The sequence below is a fragment of the Alteromonas gracilis genome (assembly GCF_036870955.2).
Lineage (GTDB): Bacteria > Pseudomonadota > Gammaproteobacteria > Enterobacterales > Alteromonadaceae > Alteromonas > Alteromonas gracilis_A.
The window spans coordinates 1,482,153-1,499,054 of the sequence record NZ_CP145482.2 but is presented as its reverse complement, the minus strand read 5'-3'; the positions used below and the strand labels follow the sequence as shown (position 1 = coordinate 1,499,054).

At 43.8% G+C, this 16,902-nt stretch carries 13 protein-coding genes, 6 tRNA genes and 1 pseudogene; 6 read left to right on the top strand and 14 right to left on the bottom strand.

Going from position 1 to position 16,902, the window contains the following annotated elements:
- Positions 1–150: 150 nt before the first annotated feature.
- Positions 151–1,191, bottom strand: coding sequence for an AI-2E family transporter (locus V6N89_RS07245; RefSeq protein WP_338516983.1), 1,041 nt, complete (start codon positions 1,189–1,191; stop codon positions 151–153).
- Positions 1,192–1,264: 73 nt separating this feature from the next.
- Between V6N89_RS07245 and folX the strand changes: the two genes are divergently transcribed.
- Complete coding sequence (gene folX, locus V6N89_RS07240; RefSeq protein WP_338516982.1) at positions 1,265–1,633, top strand: dihydroneopterin triphosphate 2'-epimerase; 369 nt, start codon at positions 1,265–1,267, stop codon at positions 1,631–1,633.
- Between the two features lie 12 nt (positions 1,634–1,645).
- Entirely contained in the window at positions 1,646–2,542 is an 897-nt protein-coding gene (locus V6N89_RS07235) for a TIGR01777 family oxidoreductase (protein ID WP_338516981.1), read from the top strand.
- Between the two features lie 175 nt (positions 2,543–2,717).
- On the opposite strand, the gene V6N89_RS07230 is transcribed toward V6N89_RS07235, so the two are convergent.
- Positions 2,718–5,243 carry an ABC transporter permease gene (locus tag V6N89_RS07230; RefSeq protein ID WP_346993592.1) on the bottom strand — a complete coding sequence of 842 codons (2,526 nt, stop codon included), beginning with the start codon at positions 5,241–5,243 and terminating at the stop codon, positions 2,718–2,720.
- On the bottom strand, positions 5,244–5,945 hold the full coding sequence (locus V6N89_RS07225; RefSeq protein ID WP_338516980.1) for an ABC transporter ATP-binding protein: 702 nt from the start codon (positions 5,943–5,945) through the stop codon (positions 5,244–5,246). It lies immediately after the preceding gene.
- Between the two features lie 16 nt (positions 5,946–5,961).
- Between V6N89_RS07225 and V6N89_RS07220 the strand changes: the two genes are divergently transcribed.
- The 3 genes from V6N89_RS07220 (at position 5,962) to V6N89_RS07210 (ending at position 8,097) form a co-directional block, all read left to right on the top strand.
- A complete protein-coding gene (locus V6N89_RS07220; RefSeq protein ID WP_338516979.1) occupies positions 5,962–6,618 on the top strand; it encodes an arylesterase in 657 nt (218 codons plus the stop codon).
- Between the two features lie 45 nt (positions 6,619–6,663).
- Positions 6,664–6,849, top strand: coding sequence for a hypothetical protein (locus V6N89_RS07215; RefSeq protein ID WP_338516978.1), 186 nt, complete (start codon positions 6,664–6,666; stop codon positions 6,847–6,849).
- 258 nt (positions 6,850–7,107) lie between these two features.
- Positions 7,108–8,097 (top strand): transposase, encoded by a 990-nt coding sequence (locus tag V6N89_RS07210; RefSeq protein WP_346993591.1) that lies wholly within the window; start codon positions 7,108–7,110, stop codon positions 8,095–8,097.
- A 40-nt stretch (positions 8,098–8,137) separates the two neighbouring features.
- Here the strand turns inward: V6N89_RS07210 and V6N89_RS07205 are convergent, their stop codons facing one another.
- From V6N89_RS07205 to gltX, 11 genes and pseudogenes are all read right to left on the bottom strand, one after another.
- Positions 8,138–9,415 (bottom strand): amidohydrolase family protein, encoded by a 1,278-nt coding sequence (locus V6N89_RS07205; protein ID WP_346993590.1) that lies wholly within the window; start codon positions 9,413–9,415, stop codon positions 8,138–8,140.
- A pseudogene (locus V6N89_RS07200) lies at positions 9,412–10,853 on the bottom strand (amidohydrolase family protein). Before V6N89_RS07200 ends, V6N89_RS07205 begins: the two are co-directional and overlap by 4 nt.
- A 119-nt stretch (positions 10,854–10,972) precedes the next feature.
- Positions 10,973–11,911: a tRNA dihydrouridine(16) synthase DusC gene (dusC, locus tag V6N89_RS07195; RefSeq protein WP_338516974.1), complete on the bottom strand. Its 939-nt coding sequence runs from the start codon at positions 11,909–11,911 to the stop codon at positions 10,973–10,975.
- Between the two features lie 295 nt (positions 11,912–12,206).
- Positions 12,207–12,386: a DUF1289 domain-containing protein gene (locus V6N89_RS07190; RefSeq protein ID WP_338516973.1), complete on the bottom strand. Its 180-nt coding sequence runs from the start codon at positions 12,384–12,386 to the stop codon at positions 12,207–12,209.
- Positions 12,387–12,663: 277 nt separating this feature from the next.
- Positions 12,664–13,569, bottom strand: coding sequence for a M14 family metallopeptidase (locus V6N89_RS07185; protein ID WP_338516972.1), 906 nt, complete (start codon positions 13,567–13,569; stop codon positions 12,664–12,666).
- Positions 13,570–13,843: 274 nt separating this feature from the next.
- Positions 13,844–13,919 (bottom strand) — tRNA-Glu (locus V6N89_RS07180).
- A 156-nt stretch (positions 13,920–14,075) separates the two neighbouring features.
- A tRNA-Glu gene (locus tag V6N89_RS07175) sits at positions 14,076–14,151 on the bottom strand.
- Between the two features lie 152 nt (positions 14,152–14,303).
- Positions 14,304–14,379, bottom strand: a tRNA-Glu gene (locus V6N89_RS07170).
- Between the two features lie 154 nt (positions 14,380–14,533).
- Positions 14,534–14,609: transfer RNA gene (locus V6N89_RS07165), tRNA-Glu, on the bottom strand.
- A gap of 142 nt (positions 14,610–14,751) precedes the next feature.
- Positions 14,752–14,827, bottom strand: a tRNA-Ala gene (locus V6N89_RS07160).
- Positions 14,828–14,914: 87 nt separating this feature from the next.
- A complete protein-coding gene (gene gltX / locus V6N89_RS07155) occupies positions 14,915–16,324 on the bottom strand; it encodes a glutamate--tRNA ligase (RefSeq protein ID WP_338516971.1) in 1,410 nt (469 codons plus the stop codon).
- A gap of 499 nt (positions 16,325–16,823) precedes the next feature.
- Between gltX and V6N89_RS07150 the strand changes: the two genes are divergently transcribed.
- Positions 16,824–16,899 (top strand) — tRNA-Val (locus V6N89_RS07150).
- Positions 16,900–16,902: the final 3 nt, after the last annotated feature.

Below are 16,902 nucleotides of genomic sequence, written 5' to 3'. Positions count from 1 at the left end.
CGCACTAAACGGACAGACACTCGATTAACTTAGTTCAATGGTATGCGATTATTTCATCTAAGCTCAAAATTAAATCGCAATATTGAGTAGTGTCTGTCCACTTTTGGGAAACGAGCCAAGTGTATGTCCACATCACAAGTTAGCCTGTACCTAGGCGTCTTGCTTATCACCTTCACTGGACAGAAGCACCGCCAACCATTTGCTTTCTTCTCTAGACTCGAGGGCAATTTTAACGACCATCGTTAATGGAACAGACAACAGCATTCCTACGGTACCTAATAGCCATCCCCAAAAAATCAAAGACAAGAAGACAACAAGTGTAGATAAGCCCATGCCTTTCCCCATAAGTCTCGGCTCTACCATATTCCCCATAATAGTATTTACTAAAACAAAGCCTAAAGCCGCAAACCCTGCTTGCGCGGGTCCTAGTTGCACGAATGCAATAAGTACTGCAGGCACCGCGGCAATTATTGATCCAATATTGGGGATAAAATTAAGCATAAATGCCAACACTGCCCACAACATAAAATGATCTACGCCCATCACGTATAACCATAACCCTATGATAAGTCCAGTCCCTAAACTAACTACTGTTTTTATTGCGAGGTAACTGTTCACGGAGCGAATAAATCTATCGATATGCTTTAGCTTCATGTTTGGATCTGCCAACGCAATATGCAGTCTTCGAGGGATACTATCAGCCTCGAAAAGCATGAAGATAACGGTTAGAAGTATTAAGAAGAGATTGGAAAGTACACCGCCCATACCGCTTATAAAGTTAGTTGCAACAGACATAGCGGTCGCGGGATCTAAATGTGATGCAATGAGTTCTCTATTGATATGAATGTTGTATTCAGACAGTTTAGAGACCACCCATGCAAATTCAGAATCGAGTTTGCTTCGATACTGCGGAAGGTTTTCTCTGAACTCGGTCATTGACTGCCCGACAAGTCCAGCTAAAAGAAAACCAAAAATGACGATTAGCAGTATAACAAAGGTGATTGATAGCCATTTAGGAATCCCAAATTTTGAGGTCCAGTGAATAACGGGGCTACAAGCTATAGCAATGAATATAGAGAGAAAGAAGGGCACCATAATAGCGCTAGCAGCTTTTACACCTGCCATTACAACCACTAGGCAAGCAAGTACTATTAGAATTTTTGCGGTTGGAGAGCGTAGTTCCATTGACATTTTATGCTACATTCCTTACTGAAACGACAATACTTTACAACGACTTATATTTAACTACAAACAAGAGACTGTAATGAATTTCAACCTCGCCACAATAAGAATCAAAAACCTAAGACTTCGCACTTACATTGGTATCAACGAAGACGAAATAAAAAATAAGCAAGACGTTGTTGTGAATGTCAAGATTGACTATGACGCGGAGAAGGCAACAAACACAGATGACATGAGTGATGCGCTGAATTATAAAACCATCACCAAAGCAATCATAAAGTTAGTAGAAGATAACCGTTTCTCTTTACTGGAAAAGCTAACAGCGGATGTTCTCAGTATAGCCGCTGAACACCCTTCTGTGCGTTACGCTGAGGTAGAAGTAGACAAGCCTCATGCACTGCGTTTTTCTGATTCGGTGTCTCTTATGCTCTCTTGCAATAAGCCTGCGTAACGGAGAATGTAAATGAATATCCTCGTAACTGGCGGAACAGGTCTTATTGGAAGTGAATTCATACGTCAGCACCAAAAGAAACACAGCTTTACTGTTGTTTCAAGAAATAGAGACAAGGCGCAAGCACTACTTGGCGGTGATATTGACATCTTGGACTCTGTTTCAAAAATCGAGGATATGTCAGCATTTGACGCTGTCATTAATCTTGCTGGCGAGCCCATTGCAGATAAGCGGTGGACAGACACTCAAAAGCGAATAATTTGCGAAAGCCGGTGGTCTGCCACGGCTGAGATCGTCGCCAAAATAAATGATTGTAAAACCCCTCCAAAGGTTTTTATATCAGGCTCAGCTATTGGCTTTTATGGAAATCAGCTTGATAAACAGGTCACTGAAGATACGCAGCCGAACGATGAATTTACTCATCAACTGTGCAGTAAATGGGAGTCGATTGCTAACGGAGTGGACAATAGCGTCACGCGAGTAGTTCTGCTGCGCACAGGCGTAGTGTTGACCGATAAAGGTGGAGCTCTTGGAAAGATGGCATTGCCGTTTAAGTTGGGCGTAGGAGGTAAACTAGGACATGGTAACCAATACCTTTCATGGATCCACCTTCAGGACATGGTTGACGCTATAGCATTTTTGCTCGAAAACGAGGCTTGCAATGGCGCATTTAACCTAACGGCGCCAGGTCCCGTAACAAACAGTGAATTTTCAAACCAGTTGGCATCGGCTCTGAACCGTCCCTGTCTGTTTACCGTCCCTTCTTTTGTAATGAAAATTGCTATGGGTGAATCTTCAACGATGATTTTAGAAGGCCAACAAGTTATTCCACAAAAACTCACCACCGCTGGCTTTGAATTTACATACCCTTCCTTAACAGTTGCGTTAGCAGAAATTTATCAAGGATAGCTTCCCGAGCACTTGAAGAACTGATCAAAAGCCATCGTGTAACTTAAGGGTATCGGACAGACACTCGAATCAAGAGCAGAACCTATCCCAGAATTTTGAATACAATGGACAGTCACTCGCGCTTCACAAAAGTGAGTGACTGTCCATTAAGCAAATCAAACAATCGTTTGCGTACCTACACCATCTTTCTCAGCATTTGGTAGGTATTCAATGTGAGTAACCGCCAACAACCAAAAGCTCCGAGTACCCCTACTACAACGGCACCTACGGTAGGCGCGACTGCCCAGTATTCTAAATGTAAACTCGCTTCCATTTGAAATACGTTGGTTTGAAGGAGGAACAGACTCAATTCATTGGCTAATGCAGCCATGAAGCCAGCAACAGTACCAATAATGACGAACTCAAAAATCACGCTTTTTCGAATAAGCCCACCTTTGGCGCCCAAAGTCCTTAAAATAGCAATTTCTTGCCTTCTTTCGTCCATACTGGCCTGAACTTGTGCTATCAATACCAAACTTCCAGCCATCAGAACTAACACTAGTATAAACTCTACCGCGACAGAAACTTGATCAACTATCTCTCTAAGTTGATTAATTCGCGCATCGACATCAAACATGGTTATCGAACCAAAAGGCTTTAGGAGGTCTGTCAGTTCTGGCTTTCTCTCTGTCGGAAGAAAGAAACTCGTTATATAAGTTGGGCGAAACGAAGCCATAGCATCAGGATGTATGACAAAGAAGAAATTAGGCTGCATCGTTTGCCAGTTAACTTCTCTAATGCTTGTAACCTGAGTTTCAACAATTTCGCTGCCCACATTGAAAGTAAGCTTATCACCCATTTTTATATCAAGACGCATTGCAACTTCTTGCTCAACCGATACTGGATATAGTCCATCAACTGAGGTTGCCTCAGCAATCTCACCATGCCATGCACCTTCAACAACCTTGTTTTCTTTTTGAAGTACATTACTCCACGTCAAATTGGCCTCTCTACCAAGGCCTCTCCTTCCCTCTCGGTTAGGCTCGTCTTCTTTGGACACTTCTGTATTCACACCTTCATCATTCACAGCAACAAATCGGCCACGAATTACTGGATAAAACTCTTCAATTTGCACGTCGTTTTGAGAGAAGTGTCTGTCCAACTCAGGTTGTATATCGGAAGTTATGTTAATTAGGAAGTAATTGGGTGTCCCTTCAGGAAGCTGTGAACGCCATTGTGAAACCATATCATTACGCATCACCAGAACGACCAATAGCAACATTATTGTTACAGAAAAACTGATAAGCTGAACACTGTTGTCCATTGCTCGTCGTTTTATTCGAGCCCAAGCCAATTGCCAAGGACCCATTCGGCCGCTACCTAAACGGCGACCAACAGCAATAAGCCCATAGGTCGCTGCAAGCAGTCCCGCAACCAACGCCGCGCCAGAAAGGAATAAAATCGCACTAATCTGCAAATCTCTGCTGTACATCCACATAAGCGCAAAAATCGCTCCACCAGATGCCACAAATTGAATACTGCGAGAACGCAAATTTGCACTAATGTCCTTTCTCAAAACCCGTAAAGGAGGCACAGAGAAAAGCTGCAGAAGTGGATAAAGCGAGAATAACAGTGCACAAGTTGCGCCTGTTGCCACAGCAATAATAACGGGGCGCCAATGCCAGACATCCAATGACACATCAACTTGATCAGCTACCAACACCACAACAACTTGCTGTCCGATGAAGCCAAGTATCAAGCCTATCAAAATTCCTAATGCCGTAATTAACAGAATTTGGATAAGGTAGATTTTTCGAATAACTTTACTTGTGGCTCCCAACGTTTTCATTATGGCTACAGGGTCAAAATGTCGCTGTGCATAACGCTGCGCGGCAACCGCGATAGACACTGCAGCTAAAACAATAGCCAATAGACTTGCCAACAAGAAATATCGCTCTGCACTTGCCACTGAACGTCCAATCGCTGATTCATCATCAGCGACTGTCCGCCAATAATGTAAATCATCATTTAGGTTGGGAAACAACCAGTCGCTAAAGCTTTCTAATTCGTCGGGTTCTCCAGCAAAATATCCAACATAACGCGCTCTGCTTCCAGGACCTATTATCGCTGTTTTATCTAAATCATCTAAATTCATTAAAACAATGGGGTCAGTATTGAAAATACTGAAGCCAGCGTCAGGTATATCAACCAAAACGCGACCAACCATAAATGTTCCATCTCCTATTTCAATTTCGTCTCCTACATTTACGCCCAGAGTTTGAAATAACCTAGATTGAACCCAGACTTCGCCTGGCGAAGGCAGAATGTCTATATCTTGTTTCTCACCAAATGGCTGCTCAGCAACAGTGACTGTCCCCTTTAGAGGATAGTTTTGATTGACTGCACGCAGGTCTACCAACGACATACTGTCGCCTTTAAACACCATTGAACGCGTTTCAACTTGTTGTGCGGTAGCTACCCCATTATCCTGCGCTTTCTGTAGCCAAGACGTATCGATAGGTTCATCTGACCGTAATTGAGCGTCGGCGGCAATAAATGCAGCTGAACGCGACTTGAGGGCTCCCTGAAGACGCTCGCTGAATAAAGAGAGCGACAGAACAGCACCTACTGACAAGACAATGGCCAGTAGAATGATGGTCAGCTCTCCACGTCTGGCTTCGTGACGAAATAAGCGCCATGCCAAATTAAATGATGTCGACATCTAGACTGCCTCTCGCGCATTATCACTTGGCGACGAAGCAGTCGTTTCAACTAATTCACCCGCATTCATCGTTAGTTGTCTGTCACAGTGCTCTGCTAGTGTGTTGTCATGTGTAACAAGCACCAGTGTCGTTCCTTTTTCTTTATTCATTTTGAATAACAAAGACTCAATCTTCTCGCTGTTTTTTGCGTCTAGATTCCCTGTAGGTTCATCAGCGAAGAGGATTTTTGGTGATGTAATAAAAGCGCGCGCTATAGCCACACGCTGCTGTTCGCCGCCAGATAGTTGATTAGGAAAATGATGGGCTCTGTGTTTCAACCCTACTTGCTCTAAAATGTCGTTAGCCATAGCCTTTGGATTGTCCAAGCCTGCAATCTCGGCAGGTAACATAACGTTTTCAAGCGCGGTAAGACTTTGAACAAGCATGAAGCTTTGAAAAATAAACCCAACTTTATTGCCTCGCAGTATTGCGCGTTGCTCTTCATCCATTTGGTGAAGCCCTTCGCCATCAAGGTAAATTTCTCCCTTCGTGACCTGATCAAGGCCAGCTAGCAACCCTAACAACGTCGATTTACCCGAACCTGACGCACCAATAATGGCAACGGACTCACCGGGCTTGACTTCGAAGGAAATTGGACGAAGGATCTGCAAAGAACCTTCACTCGTATCAACTACTTTAGTTACAGAGTTTGCTTTTATCATAAGGGGTCATCAATTCGTGTTTGTTAGATATCGTAATTTGTTCGCATTTTTGTTCATTGTTTTAATACCGTTTCACGCGCTATCAGATCAAGCTGAGAGTGACCTAAAAAACGAAAATGCTGTTTTGCTCATATTAGGTGACAGTCTATCCGCCGCCTATGGATTGCAGCAACGCGAAGGCTGGGTTAGTTTGTTACAAAAAATGTGGCAAGACGACAACATTCCGATTGAAATTGTAAATGCTGCGGTGAGTGGTGAAACAACCGACGGCGGTTTAGCCAGGTTTCCTCGCCTTTTGGAACAACATCAACCCACTCATGTACTGATTGAGTTAGGTGGTAATGATGGCCTACAAGGCCACAACATCAAGAAAATTAGAGATAACTTAGCGAGCTTGGTGAAAGTAGCAAAAGACAGTGACGCACAAGTTTTCCTTCAAGAAATGCAAATCCCTTCTAACTACGGGAAACGATATACTCAAATGTTTACTAAGAGCTTTTCACAAGTCGCGAACGATTTGAATATTGTAAAGATTCCCTTTTTTCTTGAAGAGATAGCGCTTGATAATAAATTAATGCAAAGCGATGGCATTCACCCAAATGCAGAAGCCCAACCCATGATCGCCGATTTAATGGACAGACACTTAAGAAAGTTAATCCTCAGTGGCGAATAATTGTGCTATTTTATATTTAAGTAAATTGTCTATACGGAGTCTATTATGGATGTTTCATCAGTTAATTCGGGCCCAGTATCAACGGTTCTTGAGACACCTCAACGTGCTCCTCAACAGCAAGTAGAGCAGCGAAATGAGCAAGAGAATCAGTCAAATCAAGCGCAACCCTCGCAGCAGACGACTAGCAGTCCTGACGGACGCGTTGGGTCTCGTGTTGACGTTTTTGTCTGAGACTTATTAAATCGCAAAATCGGACAGACACTTAGCTGAGGCCATTGCGCCTCATTGCAACCAAAGAAACTGTTAAAACCTTGCAAGAAATGGACAGACACTCTTTTGGCATAGAATGCGTTCGCAAAAGTGTATGTCCGTTTTAGGTGTTTACACCAAAACAGTTCGTAAGCGAAATAACTGTACCAAAACTACACCAAAATACGGTTTCCTAAGAGAGCAAATCCGACATAATTCAAATAGAACGACTATTGGGATATGGATATGCCTTTACCTCGCTACAAACAAATTAATGTAGATGTTACTTCCTACTACCACTGTGTTTCACGCTGTGTCAGACAATCATATCTTTGCGGCAGAGATGCCCGTACCGGTATTGACTATGAACATAGAAGAAAATGGATTCAAGATAGACTTCACAAGCTGTCACAAGCGTTTGCAATAGATTTATGTGCTTATGCAGTGATGCACAACCATATTCATGTCGTCCTTCATATTGCAAAAGGAAAAGCAGATAGGTGGTCTATGGATGAAGTGCTGCTGCGCTGGAGGCATTTTTACAAATGTCCCCCGGTAGTTCGTCACTATTTAGATGGTGACTATGGTGATGACCTTCTCCCTGACACTCTGCACCAACTACAGCAATTAGCAGCTCTTTACAGAAGCCGTTTACAAAGCATCAGTTGGTTTATGCGAATGCTCAATGAATACATAGCCCGACGAGCTAATAAAGAAGATAACTGCAAAGGATACTTTTGGGAAAGAAGGTTTCGTTCTCAGGCAATCCTAGATGAGAAAGCGCTAGCATCTGTCATGGCTTATGTTGATTTAAACCCGATACGCGCTAAGATAGCAAAATCGCTCGAGAGCTCTAAATACACCAGTATCCAATATAGGTTGAATGCAAAACGAGTAAACAAAACACCAAAATTCCTCATGCCATTTAAAAGTCAGGTTAACTCCAAAACTAAAAACGTCATTCCGTTTGAGCTTGAAGATTACATCACTCTGTTACGCAACCCTCTCCAAACCAATAAAGAGCGTCCTTTAGCTACACTTCCTCGACTACCGAGTCTGGTCTTTGAAAGATTTGGTATAACTAGGCAAAACTGGCAGATAGTAACAAGTAATTTTGAAAGCCTCTTCACAGGGCCAGTCGGATGCCCAAATGCAATGACCAACTTCGCGAAGTCCTGTGGTAGAAACTGTCGACCAAATGTGAACAATGCTATTAAATACCTTTCTTAAAAAGGTTTTCTTTCGAAAGCCTTTCCCTCAATACTCACGATTAGTCTGTACGTTGACACTGCGATGGTTTACTGCTATTAACGCCTAAAGACAAATACCTATCTCGGAGTTTAGTCTGACGAGACTCCATTTTCACAGGTACGCCATCAATAAATACAAGCTCTGCGACTTCAGTAACCTCCAGCGGATCGCCAGACCAAATAACAACATCTGCCTTGCGGCCGCTTTTAAGCGAGCCCACTACCTCCTCTAGCCCAAATATTTGCGCAGGAACTAGCGTTAAGCTTCGTAATGCCGCTTCGTGAGGCAACCCGTTTGCTACAGCGTTCCCTGCGTGTTGTGCCGCCAACCTGATATTGTGAGTGTCCATTCCAATTGCGACACTCACGCCGGCTCGGTGAAGGCGAGCAGCGTTACTCATCGTTGCCCCCATTTGGTCAAATCCACCGGGAAGGTTGTACTCTGGGTCTATAATTACTGGAATATTCGCAGTCGCGAGCTTACTCGCAACTCTCCATGCCTCTACGCCATGTACTAAAACCACATTGATTGATGGGTGCCTGTCCTTAAACGCAATAACTTGGAGGATATCTGCTGCACGGTCTGCACGCATTAAAAGCGGAACGTCACCAGACAATACTTGTTTAAGTGCTTCAACATCTAAGCGAGTATTGAGCCCGTACCACGGTTTCTCTGGTGATAAACTATCAGATGCATTAGCGGCTTCATTCAATACTTTATCCAACATCACCCATAACGCAGCTCGTGAGCCCCCAGAATGCTCAGCGCCTTCGCTTCCAACATCTATGGTCATAAACGCTGCTGACTTTCGAATAGGTGACTGTCCAGAAAGCTGAATAATAGCTCCTAAGCCTCCGAACAAGTATTTGCTTCCATTTACCGCTGTTGCGGCAGATGTCACTCCCTCAAGTCTGGTGACCGCAAAAAGAGAGCTGTCTGGGTTAATAGCGTATTGCACATCCAACGCTGCGCCTGTCGTAGATACTGGCGTTGCTTCAATGCTTGCATCCGCAACACCTGACGATGAAGAAACTTCCACTAACCCTAATGATGTTAATGCACCGAAGAAGCCTGGTGTAATAACCTTGCCACTAGCGTCAACAACTGTATAACCGTCAGGAACAGTTTGTTCCACTGTCACACGCTCAATTATTCCATCTTGTATCAATACTGTGCCACCTTTAATAACTCCTTGTTCATCCATTGTATGGACCGTTCCGCCTACAATGGCGTAGCTGTCGGCAAAGGCAAAATTCACGGCAAGAAAGGTTGCTACTAAACTGATAAGTTTTTTCATTTTGAATCTCCCTCTCCAACCTGACCTAACTCAAAATCACTTACAGGCCATGAAGTCGAATCAGCAAGCGAATAGGCTAACCCTCCATCAATGTAAACACGCTCCGCTTTTGTGTAAGTGGAAAAGGGGTTGCCATTCCACAAAACAACGTCTGCCTGCTTACCGGCCTCCAAGGACCCTGTCATATCGAAAATACCTAACGATTTTGCTGGATTAGAAGACAGCCAAGTCCATGCGTCTTCCATTGAAATTACGATACCTGCGCGCTTACCGTCAGACCATGCCTTTGCAGCCTCTTGGTTTAGGCGTTGAATACCCAGGTCGCTATCAGAGTGAACAATTGCGCAAGCGCCCGCAGCATGAACTACGGGAATATTTTCGCGTATGCCGTCATAGGCTTCCATTTTGAACCCCCACCAATCGGCCCACATCGCAGAACAAACATTATTCTCTTTTAAAATATCTGCAATTTTGTACGACTCTACCGCATGATGAAACGTGCCAATGTGATATCCGAACTCTTTCATTACATCAATCATCACGGTCATTTCATCGGCGCGATAACAATGCATATGCAAACGAATTTCGCCGTTCAACACGCCAGCAAGCGTTTCTAGCTTCAAGTCTCTTTTGGGTGGCTTCGGGTCCTTACCTGCGTTGTAATCTCGCTCATAAGCCTCCCATAGGCGAATATAGTCTTGTGCATCAGACCACGCTTGACGATAACCAGCCACGTTCCCCATTCTTGTCATTGGGCCTCCTTTTTCGCCATAAACGCGCTTTGGATTCTCTCCACAAGCCATTTTCATGCCATACGGGGCATGAGGAAACTTCATGTCTTGCATCGTTCGACTAGGCACATTTTTGAGTACAACAGAACGCCCGCCAAAGAGATTGGCAGAACCGGGTAAGATTTGTAGAGACGTAACTCCTCCTGCTAGTGCGCGCCCAAAACCTGGATCCTGTGGCCAAACTGAATGTTCTGCCCAAACTTGAGCAGTCACTGGGCTGGTCATTTCGTTTCCGTCAGAATGAGAACGCGTAGAAGGCGATGGATACACACCTAAGTGGCTGTGATTATCGATAATACCAGGTGTAACCCACTTACCTTGTCCATCGATTACGTTAGTACTGCTAGATGTTTCGAGTGACTGTCCACTTTTTGCAATGCACTTTTTGCAATGGCTTGAATCTTTCCATCGGAAAAATAGATACTCCCGTTTTCAATTTTGCCACCGATACCATCTAAGATAGTAACATTTGTGATCAACGTAGGTTCGCCTTCGATTGGCTTGTAGGTACTCGGATATGGATTGGGATTGATTGTTACTTTTGGTGTTTTGTTGCTACCACTGTCACTTTCTTTACCGCATGACATCAAGCCAATTGATAAAAAGCATACCAGCGACAGTGTCAGCGTGGTGCGTGATTTATTCATGTTTTCCCCAGAGCTTTTATTATTCTTTACTAGCACTGAGAGTGTAGTTTGCGATTTCCCAGCTCATCTCAGCCTAGCCAATGAATGGACGCTTGCCAAGTTACTCTGGGTTGGGCTTGTCAGTCAGAAGCCTGTCTGGCTAACACATCGACGATGTCTTGTGAATTTGTCAGGCGCCTAATGTCATTGAACAACACTTCAGCCTGTGGATATTGTCTTTTTAAATAGCCGCACCATTGCTTAATGCGATTTGGGTAATATTTACCTTTGTCTCCAAAAATTTCATAGCCTGAGTACTGAATAAGTAATGCTGCGAGCTCTGGCCATGGCATAGGCTCTTCATCATTTTTTATGCAACGGGCCAAATTAGGCAACGCGAGAGCACCTCTACCAATCATGAGGTTTACACAATCTGACTGCAGTTGACAGCGCTTAGCGTCTTCAGCACTCCAAATTTCGCCATTGGCAACGAGCGGTATTTGCGTATTCTGCTTTATCTTTGCAATCCAATCCCAATATGCAGGCGGCTTGTACCCCTCAGTTTTAGTTCTGGCGTGAACAACCAACTCTGAAGCACCAGCTTCCGTTATTGCTATGGCATTATCTATCGCTAAGGATTTATCCTCGAAGCCTAGCCGAATTTTTGCAGACACTGGAATATGCTTAGGTACAGCGTCTCTGACTGCTTTGACAATATCGTACAAGGTTTGAGTCTCTTTTAAGAGCACTGCTCCACCTTTACTTTTGTTTACTGTTTTAGCCGGACAGCCAAAATTAAGGTCAACGCCAGGTGAGCCTAGTTCAACCGCAGTTTCTGCATTTTCAGCCAACCACTCTGGGTGCTGTCCAAGCAGTTGAACTCGCACAGGAACACCTGCAGGCGTTTTGCCTCCATTAAGTAACTCGGGACAAAGACGAAGAAAAGTTTTTTTAGGCAGTTTTTGATCGACCACCCTGACAAATTCAGTTACGCACTGATCGAAGCCCCCAACACGAGTCAGCATATCTCTCATCAAGTGGTCAACAACCCCTTCCATAGGGGCTAGCATTACTTTCATCAGGTTCTATCTCTTTCAAACTGCATAAAAAAACGGCGCGAGAGTTTATCAAAAAGCCGATGTAGTAGCCATGAAATAAACACAATTAACCTTACAGACAAGTTAATAAATAGCGTGTTGAAAAAGGGACAGACACTTCAATGTGAGATGCCCGTTAAATATTTAGGTACATACTATTTATAGCTAAAGTGAGCTATCGGCTTGATAAAAGAAGCGATTTACGAGGAGATGAGTGTCTGTCCACCAAAAAGGCTCAATCTATGCACCTTGATGTGTACATCTATAACTTAGTAGATTAAGAGTGTGTGTCCGATTTTTGTTCTGATAAATTATTAAGGCGCGAAACTATTGATTCCCTCTGTGAGGCAGAGTAATGACGCCAATTGGTTATTTCTTCAATTGTTCTATTGCAGCCAATACAGACATCGTCTTCGTCAAGTTTACATAAAGCTATACAGGGTGATGCTGAATTCATCGAGAGGGTTTACCTACTACTTTTGAGTACCTATTGTCACACGGGAAGCCTCTACGGCCGCCAATGTGCTTTCAGAAAGTTCTTTATTTGACCATAAACAGACATGGCAACCAAACTCATTTTCTAAATAATTCGAAAATTCGGTGTCTGTCCTACATTCGTGTCGAACGAGATTTTGCTTGTTGCCGTCGTAAATTACTGCCGAATAAATAAACACAATGCGCCTCCTCTTAGAGAAGGTACAAATATACATCTAGACGTCTAAACGTTCAAGCGTCTATTTAATAAAATCTAGTGCAGCACAAATAGCAGCGACCTGAGCATCATTGCAGTTTCTTGGTGTTGCATTGGCGCTATCTGGATACACCTCTGTGGTTGTAACATAGACAGCGTCAGTCATACCGCCACACAGAAACAAGGCTTTTTTGTCATAGCAAATAACGCCATCACTCACCACATCTGCACCAATAATCTTCCCATTTTCATCAGGAGGCGCGATGTGCGTTACGGTTCTTACCGCATCAATTACCGCTTTTTGAAATTCAATTTGCGGATTCGGCGTATTCGCGACTGTGTAAAAACCATCAGGAATATTCCAATTATCGTGAGTTGTTCCATCTCGTGCAGCTAACGCTGGTCTAAACTCACTGTTGTCAGTATCTGTAGTTTCATGCAAGTCTATGTGCAATGTAAGCTCAAGGTTCAGCTCTTTCACCATAGACATAAGCAAAGCAGCTTCAGGCGCAGGTGAGTCTTTATAAAAAGAACGATTTGGATCTAAAGCCGCAGGGTTCCAACGATTAATTGTTTCGTAACCCCAAGGACTGACGCAAGGAACAACAACAACGTTAAATTTATCAGCATAATCAGCCAGTTTGGTCTCGATAAACTGCAAAGCACCTTGAACGCCACTGGTTTCATAACCATGTACGCCACCTGTCACCAACGCAGATGGCTTGCTGGGATCAAAGTGGTTAGGTACTACTACATTCAGGGGGTATCTACTTTCATCATAAGGCAGCGAGCCATATTGCTTTAGCAAGAAGCCCGATGGAATTATGCTAGTCAGCTTGTCCAACACTTGCTCTTTATAGCTTCTCTGAATTTGCTGTTGAGCTTTCCATTGTGCTTTTTCTTCATCGCCCCAAGGGACACCAGGCTTTCCAATCGGATAATTCTGCATGTAATACCTCTCTTAGTTTTGGTCGATTATACCAGCCTATCAAGCCATGTTGTTTGTTAAACAAATGAAACGCGCTAGTTTATTTAGCATTGGTGTACAGGAGCAATTACGCAACGAAATAAGCAGGCAGGTCAAATTAGTGACTGCCCATTTTTGACCTGGTTTTGACAATGTGAGTGACTGTCCAACTACAGTAATTTGAAAAGCAAAGTAGTGAGAGCGTTTTTTCAACGTAGAAACAAAAAAACCAGCCGGATGGCTGGTTTTTTCGATATGGCGTCCCCTAGGGGATTCGAACCCCTGTTACCGCCGTGAAAGGGCGGTGTCCTAGGCCTCTAGACGAAGGGGACTGAAAATCTTACTTCGAAAGCTTCGCTTTCGAGATTTTCAGTAAGGCAAAGTGAGCTAGCGAACTGAGCGACCTTTCCTTACTGATTTTTCAGTCAGAAGTTGAATTATCAACTCCAGCTTATTTCACAGTTTTAATCGACTGTGACGCGATAAAATGGCGTCCCCTAGGGGATTCGAACCCCTGTTACCGCCGTGAAAGGGCGGTGTCCTAGGCCTCTAGACGAAGGGGACAGAAATTTTGCTAGTGAAGCACAGCTTCACTGAATTTCTGTAAGGCGAGATGAGCTCTGCGAATCGAGCGACCTTATCCTTACTGAAATTTCCGTCCGGAGCTAAATACTCCAGCCTATTTCACAGTTTTAATCGACTGTGACGCGATAAAATGGCGTCCCCTAGGGGATTCGAACCCCTGTTACCGCCGTGAAAGGGCGGTGTCCTAGGCCTCTAGACGAAGGGGACAGAAATTTTGCTAGTGAAGCAAAGCTTCACTAAATTTCTGTAAGGCGAGATGAGCTCTGCGAATCGAGCGACCTTATCCTCACTGAAATTTCCGTCCGGAGCTAAACACTCCAGCCTATTTCACAGTTTTAATCGACTGTGACGCGATAAAATATGGCGTCCCCTAGGGGATTCGAACCCCTGTTACCGCCGTGAAAGGGCGGTGTCCTAGGCCTCTAGACGAAGGGGACAGAAATTTTGCTAGTGAAGTCGAGCTTCACTAAATTTCTGTAAGGCGAGATGAGCTCTGCGAATCAAGCAACCTTATCCTTACTGAAATTTCCGTCCGAAGTTAAAAACTCCAGCCTATATCAAACCACATACTCTGCAGCTTGGTGGAGCCAGGCGGGATCGAACCGCCGACCTCCTGCATGCCATGCAGGCGCTCTCCCAGCTGAGCTATGGCCCCGTCATAGTACCAATCACTTTTTGTGTGACTGTTCCGTGACAGCGGGGCGCATTCTAGGCATCCCCCCCTGTCATGTCAACGGTTTTTTTATGAATTTTCTCTGTTTGCTATAAAAGTGAGCGCTTTGTCGATTCTCTCGCCAACTTTCTCTTTTGAGAGTAGATTCAAGGTGATATCTAGAGACGGAGAGTTACCGCCACCAGTTGCAGCTACACGTAGCGGCATACCTACTTTCCCCATACCAACTTCCAATTCTTCTGCGGTTCCATTAATAGCGGCCTGGATGTTTTCTGGACTCCAGTCATCAATTGCCATTAATTTATCTTTAACTAGTTCAAGAGGGCCTTTTGCCACTGGGCGAAGATGCTTTTTCGCCGCATTAGCATCAAATTCTTCATAGTCTTGATAAAAATAGGTAGAAATCTCTGCGAGCTCTTTAAGCGTCTTAACACGGTCAGCTTGAATTGCAATTATCGACTCCAATGCGGGTCCAGCTGTTAAGTCTACATTTAGTACATCAAAATGCCATTTGGCATGAGAAGCAACTTCACTAGCAGGTAATGACTTAATATAGTGTTGATTCAGCCACACTAACTTTTCTGTATTAAATGCAGAAGCCGACTGACCAATCGCATCTAGACTGAATTTCTCAATCATCTCATCTAAAGAGAAAATTTCTTGATCGCCATGAGACCAACCAAGCCTAACTAAATAGTTAAGAACAGCTTGTGGTAAGAAGCCATCATCACGATATTGCATAACACTTACCGCACCGTGACGCTTCGACAACTTCTTACCGTCGTCACCTAAGATCATAGAAACGTGTGCATACTCTGGTACTGGTGCACCAAGCGCTTCAAGAATATTGATTTGGCGCGGCGTATTGTTAATGTGATCTTCACCACGAACAACATGTGTTATACCCATATCCCAATCATCAACAACCACACAGAAGTTATATGTAGGAGTACCGTCAGAACGCTGAATGATCAAATCATCAAGTTCTGTATTGCTGATTTCAATTTTTCCACGGACGTGGTCATTAATAACGACTTTACCCTCTAGCGGGTTTTTAAATCGAATAACAAAAGGCTGGCTCTCTGGATGATCTGTTCTATCTCTCCATGTACCAGGATAACGAGGTTTTTCACCACGTTCTTTTTGCGCTTCGCGAATCGCATCAAGTTCTTCTGAGCTCATGAAGCATTTATATGCCTTGCCTTCGTCAAGCAACTGTTGAATTAGCTCTTTGTAGCGGTCGAAACGAGCAGTTTGATAAATAGGACCTGTATCCCACGTTAGTCCAAGCCATTGCATGCCATCTAAAATGGCTTGTTTTGCTTCTTCTGTTGAACGCTCTATATCAGTGTCTTCAATGCGAAGTACAAACTCCCCACCGTTATTTTTTGCTAAAAGCCAAGAATAAAGCGCTGTTCGTGCGCCACCAACGTGAAGATAGCCTGTAGGGCTAGGTGCAAATCGTGTAACAACCGACATGGTCACTCTCTATGTGTTAATAAGTTTCATAAGTTGCGCGCATTCTACCAGTGTCAGCGTTGTGACAAAAGACAGTTAACACAGTCTTCTTTGTTTAAAACATCGATAAGCCACACGAAAGCACAAAAAAGGACAGACACATTAATTTAAAAATGACCGAAAAGTTGTGGACAGTCACTTAAGTCATTCCCCCCTACTCTTATTTTTAATTAGACATTTCTACCAATAAACAGTGATTAGTTTCGGTAACGTTAAGAGTGTTTGATAGAAAAAGTGTCTGTCCTAGACTTTAATTTAAGGTTATAAGTGTGTGTCCGATTTTGGTTTGAACGCTTGCGCGGCGTTGAAAAATGCAGAGCTTTTCATCAATTTAATCAAGATACGAACAGAATGTTTAATTTTCAGCCATACGGACACTTTTCTTTAATTTTATAGTTGACACTAACGGAACCGACTCTATAATACCGCCCCACTTGCTTAGGCAAGCAAACAAAGAGATGGACGCTTAGCTCAGTTGGGAGAGCATCGCCCTTACAAGGCGAGGGTCACTGGTTCAAGCCCAGTAGCGTCCACCACCT